At 45.1% G+C, this 15,465-nt stretch carries 23 protein-coding genes and 1 pseudogene; 9 read left to right on the forward strand and 15 right to left on the reverse strand.

Going from position 1 to position 15,465, the window contains the following annotated elements; genetic code table 11:
* Nucleotides 1-35: 35 nt before the first annotated feature.
* Nucleotides 36-1,832, reverse strand: a complete 1,797-nt coding sequence (locus tag AB204_RS02160; RefSeq protein WP_047961733.1) for a hypothetical protein — start codon at nucleotides 1,830-1,832, stop codon at nucleotides 36-38.
* Between the two features lie 180 nt (nucleotides 1,833-2,012).
* Between AB204_RS02160 and AB204_RS02165 the strand changes: the two genes are divergently transcribed.
* Nucleotides 2,013-2,429 carry a hypothetical protein gene (locus tag AB204_RS02165; protein ID WP_047961734.1) on the forward strand — a complete coding sequence of 139 codons (417 nt, stop codon included), beginning with the start codon at nucleotides 2,013-2,015 and terminating at the stop codon, nucleotides 2,427-2,429.
* 204 nt (nucleotides 2,430-2,633) lie between these two features.
* Nucleotides 2,634-2,909, forward strand: a complete 276-nt coding sequence (locus AB204_RS02170) for a hypothetical protein (RefSeq protein WP_047961735.1) — start codon at nucleotides 2,634-2,636, stop codon at nucleotides 2,907-2,909.
* A 68-nt stretch (nucleotides 2,910-2,977) separates the two neighbouring features.
* Here AB204_RS02170 and AB204_RS02175 read toward each other — a convergent pair whose 3' ends face one another.
* Entirely contained in the window at nucleotides 2,978-3,196 is a 219-nt protein-coding gene (locus AB204_RS02175) for a helix-turn-helix domain-containing protein (RefSeq protein WP_047961736.1), read from the reverse strand.
* Between the two features lie 293 nt (nucleotides 3,197-3,489).
* Here AB204_RS02175 and AB204_RS02180 point away from each other — a divergent pair, with 293 nt between their 5' ends.
* Nucleotides 3,490-3,885 (forward strand): helix-turn-helix domain-containing protein, encoded by a 396-nt coding sequence (locus AB204_RS02180; protein ID WP_053067813.1) that lies wholly within the window; start codon nucleotides 3,490-3,492, stop codon nucleotides 3,883-3,885.
* A 229-nt stretch (nucleotides 3,886-4,114) separates the two neighbouring features.
* Here the strand turns inward: AB204_RS02180 and lysC are convergent, their stop codons facing one another.
* The 6 genes from lysC to AB204_RS02210 are packed head-to-tail and all read right to left on the reverse strand — an operon-like array spanning nucleotide 4,115 to nucleotide 7,553.
* Nucleotides 4,115-4,381 (reverse strand): Rz1-like lysis system protein LysC, encoded by a 267-nt coding sequence (gene lysC / locus AB204_RS24100; RefSeq protein WP_422645871.1) that lies wholly within the window; start codon nucleotides 4,379-4,381, stop codon nucleotides 4,115-4,117.
* Entirely contained in the window at nucleotides 4,290-4,742 is a 453-nt protein-coding gene (locus AB204_RS02190) for a hypothetical protein (RefSeq protein ID WP_047961739.1), read from the reverse strand. The genes lysC and AB204_RS02190 overlap by 92 nt, the downstream gene beginning before the upstream one ends.
* 8 nt (nucleotides 4,743-4,750) lie before the next feature.
* On the reverse strand, nucleotides 4,751-5,497 hold the full coding sequence (locus AB204_RS02195; RefSeq protein WP_047961740.1) for a hypothetical protein: 747 nt from the start codon (nucleotides 5,495-5,497) through the stop codon (nucleotides 4,751-4,753).
* A 1-nt stretch (nucleotide 5,498) separates the two neighbouring features.
* A complete protein-coding gene (locus tag AB204_RS23335; RefSeq protein ID WP_047961741.1) occupies nucleotides 5,499-5,783 on the reverse strand; it encodes a PAAR domain-containing protein in 285 nt (94 codons plus the stop codon).
* Between the two features lie 2 nt (nucleotides 5,784-5,785).
* Nucleotides 5,786-6,628, reverse strand: a complete 843-nt coding sequence (locus AB204_RS02205; RefSeq protein ID WP_084728506.1) for a DNA adenine methylase — start codon at nucleotides 6,626-6,628, stop codon at nucleotides 5,786-5,788.
* Nucleotides 6,621-7,553 (reverse strand): recombination-associated protein RdgC, encoded by a 933-nt coding sequence (locus tag AB204_RS02210; RefSeq protein WP_047961743.1) that lies wholly within the window; start codon nucleotides 7,551-7,553, stop codon nucleotides 6,621-6,623. The genes AB204_RS02205 and AB204_RS02210 overlap by 8 nt, the downstream gene beginning before the upstream one ends.
* Before the next feature lie 203 nt (nucleotides 7,554-7,756).
* Between AB204_RS02210 and AB204_RS02215 the strand changes: the two are divergent.
* From AB204_RS02215 to mazF, 5 genes and pseudogenes are all read left to right on the forward strand, one after another.
* Nucleotides 7,757-7,969, forward strand: a pseudogene (locus tag AB204_RS02215) (type II toxin-antitoxin system HigB family toxin); the annotation flags it as partial.
* Nucleotides 7,966-8,385, forward strand: a complete 420-nt coding sequence (locus AB204_RS02220) for a helix-turn-helix domain-containing protein (protein WP_047961744.1) — start codon at nucleotides 7,966-7,968, stop codon at nucleotides 8,383-8,385. The pseudogene AB204_RS02215 and the gene AB204_RS02220, both read left to right, overlap by 4 nt.
* A 36-nt stretch (nucleotides 8,386-8,421) precedes the next feature.
* Complete coding sequence (locus tag AB204_RS02225; RefSeq protein ID WP_047961745.1) at nucleotides 8,422-8,673, forward strand: hypothetical protein; 252 nt, start codon at nucleotides 8,422-8,424, stop codon at nucleotides 8,671-8,673.
* 150 nt (nucleotides 8,674-8,823) lie between these two features.
* Nucleotides 8,824-9,069: an AbrB/MazE/SpoVT family DNA-binding domain-containing protein gene (locus AB204_RS02230; RefSeq protein ID WP_047961746.1), complete on the forward strand. Its 246-nt coding sequence runs from the start codon at nucleotides 8,824-8,826 to the stop codon at nucleotides 9,067-9,069.
* Nucleotides 9,069-9,401 (forward strand): endoribonuclease MazF, encoded by a 333-nt coding sequence (gene mazF, locus AB204_RS02235; protein ID WP_047961747.1) that lies wholly within the window; start codon nucleotides 9,069-9,071, stop codon nucleotides 9,399-9,401. The genes AB204_RS02230 and mazF overlap by 1 nt, the downstream gene beginning before the upstream one ends.
* A gap of 114 nt (nucleotides 9,402-9,515) precedes the next feature.
* Here mazF and AB204_RS02240 read toward each other — a convergent pair whose 3' ends face one another.
* From AB204_RS02240 to AB204_RS02270, 7 genes are read right to left on the reverse strand one after another with little or no spacing between them, the layout of a single operon-like run.
* Nucleotides 9,516-10,124, reverse strand: coding sequence for a baseplate protein (locus AB204_RS02240; protein WP_072061375.1), 609 nt, complete (start codon nucleotides 10,122-10,124; stop codon nucleotides 9,516-9,518).
* Nucleotides 10,117-11,097, reverse strand: coding sequence for a hypothetical protein (locus AB204_RS02245; protein ID WP_047961748.1), 981 nt, complete (start codon nucleotides 11,095-11,097; stop codon nucleotides 10,117-10,119). The genes AB204_RS02240 and AB204_RS02245 overlap by 8 nt, the downstream gene beginning before the upstream one ends.
* Entirely contained in the window at nucleotides 11,081-11,881 is an 801-nt protein-coding gene (locus AB204_RS02250) for a hypothetical protein (RefSeq protein ID WP_047961749.1), read from the reverse strand. Before AB204_RS02250 ends, AB204_RS02245 begins: the two co-directional genes overlap by 17 nt.
* Nucleotides 11,868-12,608 (reverse strand): hypothetical protein, encoded by a 741-nt coding sequence (locus tag AB204_RS23340; protein WP_053067814.1) that lies wholly within the window; start codon nucleotides 12,606-12,608, stop codon nucleotides 11,868-11,870. Before AB204_RS23340 ends, AB204_RS02250 begins: the two co-directional genes overlap by 14 nt.
* Nucleotides 12,605-13,819 carry a tail stability protein gene (locus AB204_RS02260; RefSeq protein ID WP_047961750.1) on the reverse strand — a complete coding sequence of 405 codons (1,215 nt, stop codon included), beginning with the start codon at nucleotides 13,817-13,819 and terminating at the stop codon, nucleotides 12,605-12,607. Before AB204_RS02260 ends, AB204_RS23340 begins: the two co-directional genes overlap by 4 nt.
* Complete coding sequence (locus AB204_RS02265) at nucleotides 13,812-14,144, reverse strand: hypothetical protein (protein ID WP_047961751.1); 333 nt, start codon at nucleotides 14,142-14,144, stop codon at nucleotides 13,812-13,814. The genes AB204_RS02260 and AB204_RS02265 overlap by 8 nt, the downstream gene beginning before the upstream one ends.
* Complete coding sequence (locus AB204_RS02270; RefSeq protein WP_053067815.1) at nucleotides 14,141-14,794, reverse strand: hypothetical protein; 654 nt, start codon at nucleotides 14,792-14,794, stop codon at nucleotides 14,141-14,143. Before AB204_RS02270 ends, AB204_RS02265 begins: the two co-directional genes overlap by 4 nt.
* Before the next feature lie 349 nt (nucleotides 14,795-15,143).
* On the opposite strand from AB204_RS02270, the gene AB204_RS02275 reads away from it, so the two are divergent.
* Complete coding sequence (locus AB204_RS02275; RefSeq protein WP_047961752.1) at nucleotides 15,144-15,449, forward strand: HigA family addiction module antitoxin; 306 nt, start codon at nucleotides 15,144-15,146, stop codon at nucleotides 15,447-15,449.
* Nucleotides 15,450-15,465: the final 16 nt, after the last annotated feature.

Below are 15,465 nucleotides of genomic sequence, written 5' to 3' on the forward strand. Positions count from 1 at the left end.
TATGGCGCCATTTCTGGCGCCGTAATCAATGAAATTTAATCAAGGTTTTTTTTGTCGTTCTTTTTGTCGTTCTTTTTGTCGTTATCCACGGTTGTAGACGTCGCATTTGTCTGGCTTTCGCTATGACCATCGGTGATGAGTTTGCCGGTGAGCATATCGATAGCGCCAATCTTGGTGTTGGTTAGCGTGAGCTTGGTGAAATACTTCTCGCCGTTTCTGGGGTGAATTTCATTCACCGCTGAACCCCACAGTGTGGTGCGGTTGATCAGTGACGTTGTCGTTGGATGCACAAAGGGAATGGCAGGAACGGCATCACCGGCAACTAAACCGGCATCGCCGATATTGTCACCACGGCCGTAGAAGAAAATGTCGTTGGCAGAAAACTTACACCCTTCGTTGGACAGCTGTTCACAGACCGTTTCCGGCACTTCAAAAATACGGTATACGCCGAACAGCGTACCGATGAACTGAATGCGCGGAGACTGGACATAACCTTCAGCAGGTTTGAAGTAAGTTTCCGGCATAGATTTAATGAAGTTAGCCGCAGCCCCCCCCGCAAACCCGCCACGAATTCCCGTTTTTTTGGTACGGTTGGTCATTTGGGTGGATTCGTTCGTGATGGCCGATTTCAGCAACGCAACGTAGGAATCCCATTGCTGGGTTGTTGGCAAGGCAATATCAAATTCACTGCCGTGGATGGTATGAAAGACGATCTTGCGTAGACGCATCATGTCAATTTCATGGGATAGCCAGCTGCGCACGGCTGAGAATTGCATGGAAGCCAAATCCAGACCAAACTCCCGTTTAGCATCCATCAGCGACTGGATGGTGTGTTCCGCTGCCAGTACGTATTGGGACGGTACAACCGTCCATTTACGCATCCCGTGATTAACCAATGGGATCAGGTCGGCTTTTTTCTCAATATCAATTTCAAGCGCAACGGCTAACTCAGTCCCTTTTGCTGGGATATTGTCGCCATTAAATTCAACCGTGATCTCACCTTTGGCATAATCAATCGTGCCGGTGACGGAATAAGTCACACCGGAATGATCCTGACCGTCAAAGTAGACCTTGCCGGATTTGTTGTCACGGTCAGAACGTTTGCGGTTGACCATCAGCACCGTGCGACCCGCCCGGATAGGCATTCCCTGGCCTTCCTGAGTCTCAGCCAACTCGAATTTGAAGGACTTTTTTGTGCCATCGGGTTGCTGTTTATCGGGGAAAATATAGGTACGGCTCATTTGCGAGTAAACACCGGCAGACTGCATGTTCAGTTCGTCACCGATGTTATAGGAGCCAAATTTAGAACCCGCCACGTTGAAGACTTCATAGACGTTTGATTCGTCACGTTCGCACGGGACGAAAGTACAGGCATCGCCTGTGGAAGCGCCTAATGCCGTCGGCAGGATCAGCGCCGCAAAAAGCGCCTGACGCATAATACCATCGCTGGTGGACATATCCGCTTTGACACTTTCGAACATGGCGGCACCGACCCCTTCATGTTTCTCCGCCGCCGCTTCCAAGATCAGGCGTTCACACGCATGATGGCAGTTAGCAATAATTTCAGATGAGGGGTAGTGACCATTGCGATCACTGTATTCCGCCAGACTATCAGCCCAAGCACTAGAAACTTGTCCAACGTATTCAGCATTGACGCCTTCAAACATCGGGACAGTTTTAGCCGCAGCTAAGATACTATCGTAACGTTCTTGTGGATCGTCGATGAACACACCATCCCTGAACTGTGCATGTGCTGCGAACGAAAGGACTTGTGCAGCGCGTTCATTTACGTCTTTCTGACGCTCTTTGAATTCTTTAATATTATTACTCACCGTAATGGCCCTTTTCAGAGTGCGAAGATACGGGAGTCAGCTTTTCGACGTGCTTAGGATAGGTTAACTACAATATCCTGCCATAATCCTAACGCCGTGTTTTTTTGTATTTTTTCCAAAAAAAATCATTTAGAATTTTCAGCAGTTAGTCTAATTGAGTTAATAGTAAATAAGGAAATTATGAGCTATCGCGTTTACCTGACATATGACAACGGTCGCCAGAGTCATCTATACTTCACACGCGACAGAAAGGTGATCCATCAACATATTGAATCCGTGTTGACCGATGCTGATTTGCGCGAAACAGCGAAAGAAATTGTGCTTGAATACAAAAATAGGCTCTTGTTTAGCTTCAGTATGCGTGATGTGGACGATAAAACGATGGGGAAGATCCCTTGGCCGAAGTTGGGTAAGAAGCGCACCTTGAAAACCCCGAAAATTGCGTCTTTGTCGATGCCGACCCAGATGTATGCGTTCTTACAGGAAATAGGGGGAGGAAGTGCCAGTAAGGGGATTCAGGAGATGTGTCTGGAAAAAATGGGCGATAAAGCCCCGATGGATGACATGTTTTACCATTGGCGTGATAGTTCATCATAAGTGCGGGCCGTTAATGGATAAATACTGCAACATGCTCGGCATGGCTCAGGATCACAGCGGATTGAACCGACAGACAAATCTTCCAGCCTAAAATACCGGCTATGATAGAAATGCCCACATGATGATTCAGTTGGTATAGAGTTAACTTTCATGTGTTATATCTACAAAAGCAAATCAGAAAACAACAAAACGAAGGGGCTATAAATGGAAGACAGGCTAAAATTTAAAGCGTTTATTCAGAGACATGACCCAGAGTTCGTTGAGTTTTGGGATTGGAAGGCCGGTAATCTTCTTAAAGAGAAAGTCGAAGAGAAGATAGATCTATTAAGCCCAGGTGAAAAACACATGCTTAAATTTTATCTTGGTGTTTGGACGCGTGATAATGAATATAATTTCGATTTTATTCAAGCCATGCGTTACCTCGATGACAAACATTCCTCTGCTATTCGTGAATGGGTGAATAACCCGATCTGGCCTTAATAAGTTAGCTCAGGCTGAATCAGTCATATAGGGATCGGTTCCGGTAGGGGGCGATCCCGATTATTGCTTTATTTCTGAATCTTTCCCTCGTATCGACTCGGCCAGATTTCTGACGGATGCACGCCGATATGTTCTGCAATGAGCCGCTGGCCTTTCGGATAGCGACGGTGTATAGCATTTTGTAACGTCGCTGAACTCAAACCAGATCGGCGTGATAACTCAGATAAACTGATCCCTGTTTTGCGTACTGCGGCTACAATATCAGCGGGATGCCAATCACTCTTCATAATCAGCCCTTATTTTAGCGTCATTAATGAATATTCCAGAATAAGTGTAGCCAGTAACCGATAAAATGGTAAAACGCCCATTTCCCCGAACGCCGCCTAAAGATAATGTAGAGATAAAATAGGTTTAAACAGCAGGGAAATGCGAGTCGTTACCCATCGCATCTTGTTAAATTTTTCTGCCAAAAAGTCCATGAAATGAAAAAGGTCACATTGATATTATTTTCTACAATTGATATCTATAAAAGAGTAAATCGATAGTAATACCTTAATTTTAGGCAGTTATGGGAGATCTTATGGTTCATTCTATTTGTAGAAATGTAGGTGAACGTATCAGAAAACAGCGAAAAAAGAAGGGGGTAACAACCCAATATTTGGCTGAAAGAATGGGCCTTTCCCAACAGCAAGTAGCTAGGTTTGAGAAAGGGATCAATAAAATCAATGTGGGTTATCTTGCTATAATCGCCCGTGAATTAAATACGCCTATTAGCTGGTTTTTTTCCGATTGTTATGCTGACTTAGAAGATAAAGATTTCCCTTCTAATTTAGCAGGCAGTGAAACCAGTATTACTTCATATGAACTGGCGAAAGATGTAGAGCTAAAAGAACAAATTGATCAAATTTGGTCGAGATTAACATATAAGCAACGTCGAACTCTGATATTACGTTTGAATGAGTTACTCAATGACTAATATCGGTATTGCTGATTTTAGTATAAATACCAGTATTTATACTATCAGCATAATTCTACTCATAGACATTGACAACCGAATAATCCTAATCTCAATGAGTACTAAATCAGGAACAAGATTTAGTACTTGTAGACACAACGGCTAATCAGTGCGTAGCCAGAGCTTTATAGAAATTAGGGTTGTCTTGGATGATAGCTAACACCTTTGCTGCGAGTCCTGTCGGAGACAGTTATAGCTTCGCATTCATCTCATTTGTTCGTTGATTCTTACTATTACACTCTGCCAGCGACCGCCTAACTTTTTCCTTATAAACCACATTATCCCCCCAAAGCGCCGTGTTGTCGGCTGGTAGGGTACACATCACCGCTTTTATAGCGGGTGGTCGTTTAGTTTCCATCCGCTTTTCAACCACCATAACGCCGGTTGAAGTCGGCTGTGCGTTGGTGTTGCAACCGGATAATGTCATCAGGCATACGCTGATTAGCGCACTGAGCATGAGCCAGCATGGTTTTAAATTGTCTGATAGCACTATTACTTTCCTCTTGTTGCTGCTTAATTTCTTTCTCTAAATTTTTCTGAGATTCTTCTAATTCAATTAACCGGTTATCGCGTGCGGCAATATCACCATTCAGGAGGCGTATATTTTCATTTTGAGAACCGATAACGGTTTTTAGGCTGTTATTCTCATTGGATAATACAGAATTAGCCTTATTTAGCGCTGTAACACTCTTTGTGAGGCTTTCGTATTTGCTGTAGGCAAGATATCCGCCAAGACAGAGAGCACCCAGTATCATGCCAATGCAGCCGAATTTGAGTGATTTTACGGTAGAAAATGGACTCATCCCGCCAAGTAACATGATGGCTCCTATGACAATGCCGAAATGACAGATGCAGGCGTCACTGCTTTTAAGGCATCAACCATGACAGGGCTTTCAATCAAACCGGAAATGATTGAAACGCTGACGGCATCACTAAAGGATTTTTGCGCGTGATTGGCAGAATCATTAGCCTGAGTTGCTAATCGATTAATGGCCTCCGTTGCTTTATTCAGGCTGTCCAGCGAACGTGCTAATGCTTCGGCGGCGTGGTTAAGCCTGCTCGTCTGCTCGTCAGTCAGTCTTGAAACAAGACCACCAGCCCCAAGGCTATTAGCCAAGATTGGATTGATCTCATCCATTGCCGCCTTGATATCGCCAGTTTGGATGCCTGCAACAAGCTGGTTTTGTACGGTGGTGATTTCGGTATCAGCAATAGCCTCAATCAAATGAAATGGGGTACTGTCAGGTAAAAGGTTGCCTTTTAAATAACATGTCCAGCCAATCCGCATTTGGATCAATTGGGACGGATTTTGATAGCTATTGATTGCATTATGGAAAGCATTTGCCGCGTTTGCAGAAACCGTTAATTTGCCGATGGCATCAGTGATCTTGCTCAAGGCGTGAGTTACTGACGCTGGATAGGTCGTTTCCTTCTTCACGAGTTTACGAAGCGATGAGGCTTTTTCGATGGCACTGGCTGCTGTCGATTTGGATATGGTCAGTGCGGCTGGTGGGTGTAGTCCTTCAGCGCCCAACGCCCTGAATGCGGCGATTTGTTTTTCATTGTCTAACATATTAACTCACCTTAAAAGAAGCGTCCCCAGACACCACAACAGAGCCACACGAAACCGGATCATCAACACAACAAATGGCTTTCCCGTTCACCGTAAACCACGGTCTTGTGCTGATGGCTGTTCCATTATGCGTACTGTTACTATCAGAGTGATCAGGAAATACATTCCCGTCTACAAGCACAGGAATACCATTGATTTTTACCAGAGCTTCACCTTCAGATGAAGGGCGGGGCGGAAATCCACCGTGCCCGGAACAAATCGAATTCTGAGTACCAACGGCTGACATGTTTAACCTTCCATAAAACAAATGAGATCGCTTATTGCACCACGAGTTGCACTTTTACAACTTATCGTTCTGCGCGCATTGAGCGGATGTATTTTGAATCTCAGGGACTCGTACATTTCACGGATTTTTGGCGCTGAACTATTGGTCATGACGATATGCGCCCCACGTTGATGAGCATGAACCAGTTCGTTTGCCAGTGTGCATTGATCTTGGAATGTGAATCCACCCGCGACATAGTTTGTGAATCCGGTCGTGTCTGGCAGGGGTTCATAGGGCGGATCGCAAAATATCACATCTCCGGCCCCGGCACGGCGGATCGTGTCACTATAGTGGGCATGGGAAAATTCACAGCGGGGCGCAATGGAGGCAAAATGCGTTAGCTCCGCTTTAGGGAAATAAGGCGGTTTTTTGTAACGGCCATAGGCAACGTTATATTTTCCGTTTCGGTTATATCGGGTCAATCCGTTAAAACAGTGGCGGTTTAAGTACAAAAACGCCGCTGCCCGTTCCAATGATGTATAGCTCATGGCATTGAATTTTGCCCGCACATCCAGAAAGGCTTCTTGACTCTTGTTTTGCTTAAAAAAGCACTCTGCTTTATCGATCAGCACTTCATTGCTGGTGGTGGCTACCTGATAGAGATTAATCAGATCACGGTTAATATCTGCCAGTAGGTAACGCTCAAACCCCCCCGCATTCAGGAACACAGAGCCACCCCCGACAAAGGGCTCAATCAGGCGATTCCGGTGGGGCAAACGATGAAGGATTTGCTTGAGTACAGCATATTTTCCCCCCGCCCACTTCAGAAAAGGGCGATTGTATTCATTCACGGCTGGTTTACACATTGTCCTTCCCTGCATTCAGCAAGCCACCCATGGCATTAAAAATGATGTTGTAGGCAATGCGTAGCTCATTCACCATTAAGATGAAATCTGCGTATTCGCGGGATAACTCGTCTTCTTCAGCATTATTTTGCGTTGAAAATTCATCACCAAACTGGAGTTTTTTGAATTTGCATGAATCGGTGAGTTCTAAATCAAATCCGAATTGCGTCTTAACATGAATGCCAAGTGTGCAAACCTGACGGCCTTGATCTAACAGGATGGATACGGCTTCATCGTTGGTCAGCATATCTTCTTTGTTGAAACGGACTTCCCCATCGTCATAAATCAGATCGGCTTTTTTTATCTTTTCACTGAGGCGTAATTGGGCCGGAAGGGTATCCGCCTCTTTTAACCAGCCAGTCATCACCCGTTTAAATGGATTTGCGGTTGCAATAGGGATAACAGGCAGTGAGCCAAGTGTGCGGCGCAAAAGTGCGAGTACATGCTCCGCTGTACGGGGGGAGGTGGTATCTATTGAGATTAAACCGTTATCAATGTCAATCCATATTTGAAGGGTACTTCGCTTCGGGAATGCACGAGGTAACAGTTCCTGGATAACGTCATCTTTGATTTGAGCTATTTCAGTACGGCGTAACTTGCGACATTGCACAGACTCGAATTTATCACGCTTTGCATGAAGGTGTTCTTTGATAATTGCGGCTGGGAGGTCTTTACTCTCTCTCTCGGCCACAATAAGCAGGTTATTGCCGTGAACAAACATCGCTGGACGATCATCATCCATCAACCAGCCGATACGGGAAGCATCATGCGGGCCACAAGGAGAAAAAGCAAAATGCGGAATAAGGGCACGTAATTCATCTTCAGTGAGGTTTGGCACTTCTCGTGATAACTGGTAGATGAGCGCGTTTTTAAAAACCTTGAACATCAAAGTGATACCTATTTAGCCATTTGGGTATCGATTGTAACAAAAATAAAAAAGTATTTAGAATTTTGTGTAATGGTAAAACACATAACCATTTTCTTACAGTTTACATCTTGTAAACCATGACGCTCAGTGTTACAGTGTTTACATTATGTAAACGGAGTGGGTGGGTATGCACGTTATTTCCAAGGAGCCATTTGATAAAGAATTTTGATAGTCCTATGGAGCTACAAAAACTGTTTCCTCGCCTTGATAATTTTAAATACAGAAATAAATGGTGGGTAATAGACATAGGTGGGAACAACTTACGTATGATCGCCTATATCAATTTCACAAATAAACGCTTCTACGTTAAGCACATAGCCACCCACAAAGAGTATGATAAATTAACAAAGAAATATCGGGAGACAAAAGAATGATAAGAGAACCTGCCAAAGCCATTCAAGCAGCTACAGCCTTGGTTGCCGCTATTCCCTTTTTAGGAAATAGCGCTTCTGAAAATGACTACAGAGATGCGCTGGCAATGGTTGAATATCTCATCGAAAATGATGCTGAGAGTCCATTGATCGATATATTGGCTGCAAAAATAGCGGAGTATGAAAACAATAGCGAACATTTTGCTGAGTTTAACAAAGCAGTTGAAAATATGCCTACTGGCGTAGCTGCTTTGCGTGTATTGATGGATCAGCATGGCCTGTCGTACTCAGATTTGAAAAAAGAGATTGGCTCAAAATCACTTATCAGCCAAATTTTTTCTGGCAAACGCTCATTAACTATTGCACATATTAAGGCACTTTCCGAACGTTTTGATGTGAAGCCAGATATCTTTCTCTGAGAGAAGATAAGCCTTAAATAAGCAGGAGAAAAAATTATGACTAAAAATGAAAAGCAGTTTGTTGAAGATATGATTCGCCAGCGCGGTATAGACTTTGTGCGTATTGGCATGATGGTCGAGGTGTATGGTGATATTGGGACTATTACCGGTATGAATAGTAGTGCAAACCTTGATGTTGTTTTTGCTAATCAACAGAAATATGGCAAGCACTCGCATAACTGCCACCCTACAGCCAATATTAAATATTTTGATAATCAAGGTAAGGTCATTGCCTCTTATCCTGAATAAATCCCTATTAGCGGTGACTTCCCCCTGAGATTTTATTGTCGTTTTGCCGCCTTATTCAGAAAAAAATCACCGGTCGAGTATCGACAAAGTTGACACTTAAAATTACAATTGATAGTGTATCTTCATTGTTGATACATTGAGGGTTTAAAAATGGCACAAGTAGTCGTGAAAAAATGGGGCAACAGCCCATCAGTACGCCTTCCGGTAGCTATCATGCAAGCTGCCTCACTAAATGTTGATGATATTGTTGATATTGCTGTCGAAGATGGGCGAATTATTATTATTCCAGTAAAGGCGAAAGAGTATTCTCTCGATACGCTATTAGCCGGAATCACACCGGAAAACATTCATGAAAAAATGGATTTTGGTTTTCCAGTGGGTAAGGAATTGATCTGATGGTTTCTCGTTTTGTGCCCGATTCCGGCGATATTATCTGGATTGACTTTGATCCAGTGACTGGACACGAACAGGGAGGCCATCGCCCCGCAGTAGTGCTGAGTCCATTTGCATATAACAATAAAGTGGGGTTACTCCTCTGTGTTCCTTGCACCACAAAGGCAAAAAACTATCCTTTTGAAGTTGAACTGTCAGGAAGCCGTGATAGTGTCGCCTTAGCCGACCAAGTAACATGCGTTGATTGGCGAGCCAGAACAGTGACAAAGAAAGGTCATGTTAATTCTTCAGAACTGGAAGACATAAGAGCTAAAGCAAAAGCGCTTATCGGATAACGGGGTTTTTTATACCGGCTGACAAATGCGGGAGAAATAGGAGGGTTGACGCTCAGTGGAACGTCAACCCCTATCTGAATGGCGGGTAATGCTTCAATATGGGGTCATTAACTTTCATTGCGAAAAACTGAACGCGGGTGCTTTCGCTCTGAATCCCGCCGCACTCTCAACGATGACTTCCCCCTGAGATTTTATTGTCGTTTTGCCGCCTACATTCAGAAAAAAATCACCGGTAGCATGGTGGAATACATCACCGGCTTCATTCATCCCTATACACGCCCCGCTTGCCATATTGGTAATCGATATACCGCCACCAGCGGTATGGATAACAAGTAAGTTATTGCGCTTATACACGAAGTCTTTTGTGGGCGATAAAGCCGGCAGGGGCGGGGCACCTTCAACGGCTGGGGGGTCATAGGCTCCGCTTTGACCGGATGCTTCCGGGGCGACGTTCGGGATACCATTGGGGGCATCCTGTGCTGCACCGGTGATCATTGGGTAGCGACTGTCGCCCCCATAGGGAAACTCAACCCACACCAGATCGCCTGTCACGGCGGGGGTAAATGCACCGCCAATTGACAGGCGATACTCAGCCCACGGCAAAGCATCATCGGGCACACCCTCCCATAATGGTAACAGCTTCACTTTTGCTTTCATGAGCCCCGCTGGGTGCTCTGTAGCGACGATGATGGCCCGATGACTACCATAGATAGCATTATTCACTGGGAACCCCCAAAATCATTCTGGTGCTGTAGGCAACACGTTCTTCAAACTGCGTCACGCGCTCCACAATCATATTCTTGGGTATCGATTCATCAATGCGGTTATCAGGATCATAACGATGAATAACCACTTGTATGACGGAACCCGCCTGAATCGCGGGATTTCCCGCACATTCAATGTCTAACTTTGGGATCAGAACCCGCCCCATGTTTTGCAGTGTCCCTAATTCTGCATCAGATACCATTTTCACCGGCAGTGAAGCATCCCCGAATGAACGATAGCCATCCGTCATGGAATAACCGACATAACGATGCTGCTTTGACGCTGTAACCGCGAAATCTGAATTAAGGTTTCTCAGCTTTGTTATGCGGTACTTCGCTTGGGGATTGTTGTACTCGTATGTGAAAGCGGGTTTTGTTTTGATAAGGTTACTCATCGACTTCAAATGGATTTTACCTCTGGCCGTCCATGCCAACGCACCATGATCTTTTGCCACTTGTCGAACCAGGGTGGCAGGTTTTTGCCCCATGTTTAAATGATAGGTTCCAAGGCGGTTAAAGGGCTCAGTCACCGGCTTTAACCCTTTTGCCAGCGTGCGAATAATCTTCTCTGGTTCAGCATCGGCAAAAAAACGGGGAGTGCCGGTGGGGATCAGAAGAGTCCGCATAGCCGTAGAGATGCTGGTGATTGTCACGGTATCCATATTGAGTGGGGCAGAAACGATATAGAAATCCTCTTTAAATAATGCCTGTTCCCCTCCGGGATCGCCAAGCGTGACCGTGATCACTGCACCTTCTTTTACACCCATGTTATCCAGAACGTAGCCGGTCACATCACGGATATTCAGTAGTAAAAGTGGGGCTGCTAATTTGGCAATTTCTATATACGCTACGGAGGTGACAGATTCTCGCGGTAATACCTCACCGTTGATCTCAATAGTCTGTAAAAGAAACTGATTAGATTGCTGTGCCATGACTGTCTCTGCGTATTGTCTGTGGTGCGGTGGTGACGACGGTTTTCTCAATCTGTGGAACAACGGCATGTGCCATAATGATATCGGCCTGTACCTTTATACTGGCTTTGGCACCAAAAATGCGATCTTCCATGACAGGCAATGATACATCAGAAAAAGAAATTTCTCGGGCGGCATTGAACGCACATTCAATGTCCACCTCGGCATTGGCCATCTTTACTGACGCATGAAAGCTGGTGGCAATCATACTGGCAAAGTGGACAGCAATGGCATTACACAGGAGTGATAAAGGCTCTTTCTCTGCTGACAATACAAAAATATCGTAAACAAGGTTGACTGGATGTGCGTCTAACACCGCAATGATCGTATCGCCTTCAAAAACTTCCCCGTATCTGTCCCGCCTTATCTGCCTGTCGTTCGGCATCACATCATAATCCATCGTGCGGGAGAGATTAATCACAGGCAGGGCTTCAGGGTTGGCATATTTGTTATCTGACTGGCTTTTTCTACCGGCTTTCGCTTGTCGCATGGTTCTAATGAAATCTTTAATGTCGTCGAAACGGCCAAGCAGGACCTGATCGCTTGATGGGCGATTGATAAACTCGACGAACCCCTGATTATGCAGATCTGGATGATTAACTTTGAGCCCTTTTAGGCTTGATGCGATGTGATTCCCGACAGCAATATCAATGCCACGAAATCCACTGACTTCCCTTTCGCCAATGGGGTTCAGCTTCAGCGACTTAATACGCATTAAAATGTCGTGGCCTTCATCTTTGCTCATGGTCTGTCCCTAATGCTGACTGACTAAAATTTCTGGCCGGTATGCAGTAATAGAGTGAACCCACGGATGCCGTACCATACGTGAAAATACGTAGCACATACCAAAATCGGCGGGCTAATTGACCATCGGATAATTCTTCGTTCCATTCAAATATTGAGCCTATCGATACGCCTGTCGCGGCGGCTCTGATAACTAAAAAATCATCGATACCACCATCTTGATCGCCATCAGAATCAACGGCAGTAAATGATTCCCGTTCATCAGGACAGTCCAACACCTTCACTTTTTGAGGATCGGTGTATGAAAGTTCTCTTTGATGGTTATTGAACTCAGTGAAAACCGGTATCTCAAGGCCATCGTCATTCGCCTTTGTGGGGGCATCATCCCGGGGGCGATATAACAAAGCATCATAACTGTCTGGATCTTCCTCAATCATTTTTATCCAGTCCTGACGAACGAGATCATTGAGGGGCGTGTGCCCTCTGTATCGGGGGCTCAGGTTTAAGTCTGGCTCTCTTGTGGACAGGTGTTGTGGCAGAACGGCTTGCGCCGCTACGTCCTCATTTTCGACCAACGTCACGGTAGCGGGGGGCGGTGGCATATCATCTAAATCCACCAGCTCTGCATCCTGCGCTGATATGTGCGTGGTTGGCTGTAGCGGAGTGGAGCCCATTCCTGTGATTTCATTGTCTGGCCTCTCATCCAGCCATTCGTCATAGCGGCTCATGCGTTATTACCCCTAATCTGTTTTTTCATATACTCGTTAAATGCGGCTTCAGCTTGTTCTTGATCATTTCCTGACATAATGAGCGCATCAATGAAGGATTGTTTTTTCAGATTGAAAGCATCTTTCAGCTGCTGTTTTAACAGTTGTTCCTGGGCTTTCATTCGGTTGATTTGTTCCTGCTTCTTTTGCAGTTTTAAACGTTGTGAATCAGTAAGCCTTTTCGCTTTCTTCAGCTGTGAGCGTAAGGCATCAATTTTCTTCGGATCTTGAGTCAGTTTTCTTTCCAGTGCCTCCATGCGTTGTTGATAACGCCGGTATTCACTTTTTATCGCGTTGTGACTGGTTTTGCTTTTCCGGTTTCTGTTCAGTTGTTTTAGTTGCTCTTTCCCAAAAAACTCAGTTGTCTTTCTCTTATCATCCCCAAAGCTGGTGGTACGGGCATTTTTCTGTAACAGGCGGCCAACCTGCATTTGCCATGTTCCGGCCTGCATTCTGGTCATCGCATGAATAACGTGTTTACAGGCCACCCCTTTTAAGTTCGGGTTTCTGATTTTGGGGTAGATGTATTCTTTCGGGGGGCTAACCGCGAAATTCCCCGCTGTAGCAATATAGCGATACCAATAATGATGACGGCCACAATCGCAATCAAATGACACTCGGCCAGTACACAACTGACGTACTACACGGGCGGTGTTGTTTTCTTTTTTTGACAGGTCTTCCATCGCGGTATCCCATTCCTCAAAGCGGATCTTCACGCGGTGGTGTTTGTCTTCAGACTTGTCAGACGCAGTGACGCTGATAATAGCAACGTTGTGTTCCATACCGATAAATGAAGCTATTTTGATGCCTGATCCATCATCAACCGCATTATTTGCCCGCTTGACGTCAATATTGGTGCAATTCGCTATCAGCTGGATATAGGTAATTCCGGCGATGTTAGTATTGAATCCAGACCGAACTTTTTGTCGGTTTTTTTCAAACGCCTTAAGATCTTCTTTTGTGAAGAACGTCCCGTCGCGCTTCTTTCCCAAGGCAATAACATCATCAAAACTTTTATTTTTTAAAAGAGAAGGGGTGAGAAGCCGGGCAACCTTACGGCGGCGTTTGGCCTGCTGGTCGTTAGTGATTTGATTAAATAGCCGGTTAAATTCTTTTGGCATTAAACCATCAGTATCATACCGACCTGTTTCTGTGCGAGGAAAATTAATCATTCGTTACCTCCGGCGTGTCAGCATAGTGTCTGATCCTGTCGCGTATCCAGGCGGCAGAAGGTAAGGAGAGGTTATCGCCTATCGGCAGGGGCTCTAATTCGCTTTCATGACCGGCCACCAGCCTGACAACCCAACGTAACACGGAATTTTTATAAACCCGATAGGCCACCAGATCGGCCCTAAATTCCTCATCGGGTTTAATGGTGTATGAGATGTTACTCGCGTGGTCGTATAACTGAGACTGGGCGATAATTTCGCGGTGTAGATAAGCACGAATGATGGGATCAGTAATACAGCGGTCATCCAGTCGTGAATATTCACTCATAAGATCACCGTATTGTTATCAATGCGTGTGCCGGTTAATGTTGATGTGGCCGTTTCTTTTTCGGCTTTTTTGTCATAAGCACTGACAATATTAAAAAGCGATGTTAAGCGGGAAGGGGGCTCATCTACCGCTGCGGATTGCATGGCTTTAATGTACGCATCAGAGGCCACATTGTTGAACATGGTGCTGTAAACAACAAGCAGCATCAGGATATGTTCGGATGTAAGGGATTCCCAGTCAATACGATAGACAGGCTCACCCGCTGGATTGAATTCAACATCAATAAGGGATGGCGAGATCTCGTATAAGTTTTTTCCCTTGGGGGGATAAATGATACTGCCTTGCCGTTTCAGCTCATTATAGCGACCGGTTGCAACCACAATAACGGGACGGCCATCATGGTGTTTGTCGCTCAGCCTGACATTGATGGCCCCGATATGCTGAGCAATTTCGCCGCTGATCTCGTCCACCAACACCTTAAACCCGGCTCTTACCATTTTCGGAACATCTTTTGATAGCTCGTTCAGCATCGCTTTTCGTTTTGGCGGAAGTATTTTCCGGTCTTCCAAAATCAAATCACCCTCTTTAAAGACAGCACGTACCATAACGGTTTTTTTCATTGTGCTGATCACTGCAATTCTCTGAATCATAGTTCTCCCAAAAATAAAAAGGCCGCACTGGGCGGCCTCTGCTTTCAGGTATCTGGTTTCGCGCTGATATCAAAGTTATGCAATCGTCGAAAAAGCTAACCTCACCTTCCAGAACCGCCCTTAAGCGGGAGAAATCGTAGCGCAACGACATGTTCGACAGCAACAAAAAAACGCATTCCAACTTAAAAATAAAGTCTATTATTCAATATATTAGTGTAATTTACATTATTAACAATAAATGCCCGTTCAACGTTTAATCGTATTAATATGGTCTTGAGATATTGATATGAAATTACCCGTGTCGCAAGCGACGGGAAATTCAACCCAAAAAAGATTAACAGGGGGCGTTATGGATACAATTTTAAGAGAACCGACGACTGTGGGTGAAATGCTCTCAGAAGAATTTTTAAAGCCACTGAATATTACTCAGGCAAAATTAGGCGAGGCACTTAATCTTTCCCGCCCGCGCATTGCTGAAATTATCAATGGAAAACGCCGGATCAGCATCGAAGAGGCTGTAATGTTGGCAGCATTGTTTGAAACGGACTCTGACTTCTGGATTAACGTACAAACCAGCCATGATCGCTGGGAAGCGCGGCAGCTGATGGCTCAGAAAACCAGTGTCAAACCTATCACGGCATTATTGGCGAGATGACTTCAGCTGCTAATGA

This window comes from Xenorhabdus khoisanae (assembly GCF_001037465.1).
Classification (GTDB): domain Bacteria; phylum Pseudomonadota; class Gammaproteobacteria; order Enterobacterales; family Enterobacteriaceae; genus Xenorhabdus; species Xenorhabdus khoisanae.

Excerpts from the sequence above, each read along its gene's own strand:
- AB204_RS02250 (WP_047961749.1), bottom strand. The coding sequence starts at position 11,881 with ATGAGCAAAGATGAAGGCCACGACATTTTAATGCGTATTAAGTCGCTG.
- AB204_RS02180 (WP_053067813.1), top strand. The coding sequence starts at position 3,490 with ATGGTTCATTCTATTTGTAGAAATGTAGGTGAACGTATCAGAAAACAG.
- AB204_RS02260 (WP_047961750.1), bottom strand. The coding sequence starts at position 13,819 with ATGATTAATTTTCCTCGCACAGAAACAGGTCGGTATGATACTGATGGT.
- AB204_RS02210 (WP_047961743.1), bottom strand. The coding sequence starts at position 7,553 with ATGTTCAAGGTTTTTAAAAACGCGCTCATCTACCAGTTATCACGAGAA.
- AB204_RS02190 (WP_047961739.1), bottom strand. The coding sequence starts at position 4,742 with ATGTTACTTGGCGGGATGAGTCCATTTTCTACCGTAAAATCACTCAAA.
- AB204_RS02230 (WP_047961746.1), top strand. The coding sequence starts at position 8,824 with ATGGCACAAGTAGTCGTGAAAAAATGGGGCAACAGCCCATCAGTACGC.
- AB204_RS02220 (WP_047961744.1), top strand. The coding sequence starts at position 7,966 with ATGATAAGAGAACCTGCCAAAGCCATTCAAGCAGCTACAGCCTTGGTT.
- AB204_RS02270 (WP_053067815.1), bottom strand. The coding sequence starts at position 14,794 with ATGATTCAGAGAATTGCAGTGATCAGCACAATGAAAAAAACCGTTATG.
- AB204_RS23340 (WP_053067814.1), bottom strand. The coding sequence starts at position 12,608 with ATGAGCCGCTATGACGAATGGCTGGATGAGAGGCCAGACAATGAAATC.
- AB204_RS02195 (WP_047961740.1), bottom strand. The coding sequence starts at position 5,497 with ATGTTAGACAATGAAAAACAAATCGCCGCATTCAGGGCGTTGGGCGCT.
- AB204_RS02275 (WP_047961752.1), top strand. The coding sequence starts at position 15,144 with ATGGATACAATTTTAAGAGAACCGACGACTGTGGGTGAAATGCTCTCA.
- AB204_RS02205 (WP_084728506.1), bottom strand. The coding sequence starts at position 6,628 with ATGTGTAAACCAGCCGTGAATGAATACAATCGCCCTTTTCTGAAGTGG.
- AB204_RS02265 (WP_047961751.1), bottom strand. The coding sequence starts at position 14,144 with ATGAGTGAATATTCACGACTGGATGACCGCTGTATTACTGATCCCATC.
- AB204_RS02175 (WP_047961736.1), bottom strand. The coding sequence starts at position 3,196 with ATGAAGAGTGATTGGCATCCCGCTGATATTGTAGCCGCAGTACGCAAA.
- AB204_RS02225 (WP_047961745.1), top strand. The coding sequence starts at position 8,422 with ATGACTAAAAATGAAAAGCAGTTTGTTGAAGATATGATTCGCCAGCGC.
- AB204_RS02245 (WP_047961748.1), bottom strand. The coding sequence starts at position 11,097 with ATGGCACAGCAATCTAATCAGTTTCTTTTACAGACTATTGAGATCAAC.
- AB204_RS23335 (WP_047961741.1), bottom strand. The coding sequence starts at position 5,783 with ATGTCAGCCGTTGGTACTCAGAATTCGATTTGTTCCGGGCACGGTGGA.
- lysC (WP_422645871.1), bottom strand. The coding sequence starts at position 4,381 with ATGCTCAGTGCGCTAATCAGCGTATGCCTGATGACATTATCCGGTTGC.
- mazF (WP_047961747.1), top strand. The coding sequence starts at position 9,069 with ATGGTTTCTCGTTTTGTGCCCGATTCCGGCGATATTATCTGGATTGAC.
- AB204_RS02170 (WP_047961735.1), top strand. The coding sequence starts at position 2,634 with ATGGAAGACAGGCTAAAATTTAAAGCGTTTATTCAGAGACATGACCCA.
- AB204_RS02165 (WP_047961734.1), top strand. The coding sequence starts at position 2,013 with ATGAGCTATCGCGTTTACCTGACATATGACAACGGTCGCCAGAGTCAT.